Source organism: Fluviicola sp., assembly GCF_030151805.1.
Taxonomy (GTDB): domain Bacteria; phylum Bacteroidota; class Bacteroidia; order Flavobacteriales_D; family Crocinitomicaceae; genus Fluviicola.
This window is the reverse complement of sequence record NZ_JASLCN010000434.1, coordinates 1-2,992: the sequence shown is the minus strand read 5'-3', so window position 1 is coordinate 2,992 and position 2,992 is coordinate 1. Positions and strand designations below refer to the sequence as shown.

The window sequence follows — 2,992 nt, the reverse complement described above, 5'->3', positions numbered from 1 at the left end:
GACCTGTTCGTCATCGAGGTTAAAAATGCGCGAAACGAGTGTTAAACGTCCTGTTCTTCTTGCTCCTCTGAGCACTACAATTTTACTTTCCTTGCATTTTTGGCGAAGAATCGGTTCTAAGGTTCTTTCAATCATATTGTACGATAAGTCGCATCTAAATTATGATTAACCGATAAATTCATTTGAAGATTGCGAAATATGAATAAACAATTGGTTGTTGGTTATTCCTTTTCTGTCAGAATTTCAAACTTTTGGAAGAATTTGCCTGCCCGGTCCGAATGCATGAATTTGTTTCCTCCGTAACAGATCAGTTCGTAACAAACCTCTCCGAATTGAATGAAACGTTTCCATTGATATCCTTTGATCGGATCCAAAACCAGACCTTCAATCACCACTGCGCCGGCATCGAGTGTCAACTCTTTCGTTTTCGCAAGTTCGTTCTCAACAAAATTGTAGCGGTTGTCATCGAGGTAATCTTCCGATTCGTGAATGATCAATTCGAAGGTATTTCCCTGCCCGAGCTCCTGGTAAATGTAATGTTTCTTGTTTGCGTCTTCCAGTTCGAGCGGTTTTCCGCCAAAAGTCATCCGAAAAGAATTTTCTTCGTCCGTAATTGCGTAGTTTTTCCAGGATTGAACCAATTTCTTTTGTTCCATCGTTGAATTGACATACGTTGCTTTGACTGACCGCACCTGAAATCCTTTTTGTTTCAGAAGCTGCAGCACGCCGTCGGAGCCATACAAATGCCCCGAACCGATCGCACAAAACACACTTTTCTTGCGAATCAGTGTATCCAACCCTTTTGCCATGATTTGATTCCGTTTGGTAATCAATTCTTCGTAGGCATCCGGAGCTCCTTTGAACTGGGATTTCAACATATTCGTGAGCGAAGCAATGTCGCCGTTCAGGTAGGTCTGAATAAACGCTTCTTTGGTAAAAAATAAGCCGTTGATTGCTGTTCGCGTGTTGAACAATTCGGGATTTTCCGCCAGTTTCATTTGATCCTGAACCGTTTCCAGCTGATAAAAACCTTTTCCTCCGCAATATCCGGCCTGCTGAAAATAGGCATCCAAAAACTGGGGCCTTCCATCTTCCGAACCGTAAACGGTCTGCGTTGCTTTTTTTGATCCTGCAAACGAACGTTTCTTGTCAAACAAATCAAAATTGAAGAGGTTCAAACGCACATCATACTGATCGTAAATCTGCATCACATCTGTTTCCAATACAATCGCATCGACACTTGCAAAAGCGGAATACAGGGAATCCGGAAAGTTGAATAACCGGGGATCGTTGGAGTGCATGCTTCCGAAGATATAACTCGGTTTTTTAGTTCCTTTTGCCTTGATTTCCCATAACAACTGGTAATCTTTCCCCGTTTCCTGCCCGTAGGACTGAAAGCACAGAAGAAAGAAAAACAAAAATACCCGTTTGTTCATGTGACTATCAAAACGCTAAAAGTGGTAAACTATTTGCTCAACGTACGTTAAACAATTCTAAAATTAACTAAAAAACAAGTCGGTCTACGTGATTTTCTCCAAAGGCGTATGGAATATAAGCCAATGAATCAATTGGTTTCGTTAAAATCAATGGTGTTGACTTTCCAAGGGAAATCGTTCCGTGTGTTTCGGACAGGCCCATCGCGTAAGCTGCATTAATCGTCAAGGCATTGAATGCTTCTTCCGGGGTGAGTTTCATTTTGACACAGGCCAATGAAAAAATCATCTGCATATTGTCGCAGGGTGTTGTTCCGGGATTGTAATCCGTTGCCAATGCAACCGGCAATCCTTCCCGGATAAATTTCCGCGCATTTCCGAACGGAATGCTGATAAAGTGAGAACATCCCGGCAAGAAAGTCGGCATACAGCCACTTCCTTTCAACACTTCGATGTCTTCATCGTTTGATTCTTCGAGATGATCTACCGACAAAGCTCCCAATTCCACAGCCGCTTTCACTCCACCCATAATAGAAAATTGGTTGACGTGCACTTTTGGAATTAGTCCGAGTTTTTTTCCTTCGCTTAAAATGTATTGCATCTCCTCTACCGAGAAGTAATTTCGCTCACAAAAAACATCGATGTAATCCGCCAAGCCTTCTTTCGCTATCAAGGGAAGCATTTCATGGACGATCAGATCAATGTATCCCTGGTGATTTTCCCTGAATTCTTTCGGGAAGGCGTGTGCGCCCAAAAATGTCGCTTTGATCGCAATTCCGGATTCTTGTTTCAGGCGTTTGATCACACGCAAAATTTTCAATTCCGCTTCCACAGACAAACCATAACCCGATTTGATCTCCAGAGCTCCGGTTCCGTTCGCCATCATTTTGTGAATTCGTTTCAGCGCTTCCCGGAAAAGCTCTTCTTCTGAAAGTTCACCCAATCTGCGTGCAGAATTGAGAATTCCACCACCTTTCAAAGCAATCTCTTCGTAAGTCAGGCCTTTGATCCGGTCTACAAATTCTTCTTCACGTGTTCGTGCGAACACCGTATGCGTATGCGGATCACAAAACGCAGGCATCACACTTTGTCCTTCTGCATCAATGATTTCAACTCCTCTCCAATCCGTGATTCCTTCCCATTCATCCATTGGACCGTAAGCTACAATCACTCCATCTTCCAGAGCCAGGTAGGCATTTTTGATGGTCGGGACAACGCTCATTGCTTCTCCGCTCAGAAATGCAGGAAATTCTTCTCCTGCCTGATAAAGTGTGTGGATATTTTTAATCAGAATTTTAGACATGACTCTCTTGTTTCAGAATCCAAAGTTAATACTTACTTACCAGGAATTATCACTGATTTAATTCCCGGGAATGGAAAATGGAATATTGAGGAGGAGGAGAACGGGAACTGGTGTTTAAAAGTTGAAGTGTCTATGCATTATATTTTAACATTTATCGCTATATCTATGCTTTATTCATGCTTTAAAGACGGGATATCTATACTTTATCCAGAGAATAAAGCGGGGGTATTTATGTTATCTCTATGCAGGATTCATC

Annotated in this window: 2 protein-coding genes; both read right to left on the bottom strand. The window is 42.2% G+C overall.

All coding sequences use genetic code 11. From position 1 onward, the window contains the following. Positions 1–221 precede the first annotated feature (221 nt). A complete protein-coding gene (locus Q1V93_RS16490) occupies positions 222–1,418 on the bottom strand; it encodes a TraB/GumN family protein (RefSeq protein ID WP_300666171.1) in 1,197 nt (398 codons plus the stop codon). Between the two features lie 85 nt (positions 1,419–1,503). Continuing rightward, positions 1,504–2,736: an imidazolonepropionase gene (hutI, locus tag Q1V93_RS16485; protein WP_300666169.1), complete on the bottom strand. Its 1,233-nt coding sequence runs from the start codon at positions 2,734–2,736 to the stop codon at positions 1,504–1,506. Between the last annotated feature and the right edge of the window lie 256 nt (positions 2,737–2,992).

What these genes read in the sequence shown, in the direction of transcription:
- hutI (WP_300666169.1), bottom strand. Translation starts at nt 2,736, where the DNA reads ATGTCTAAAATTCTGATTAAAAATATCCACACACTTTATCAGGCAGGA.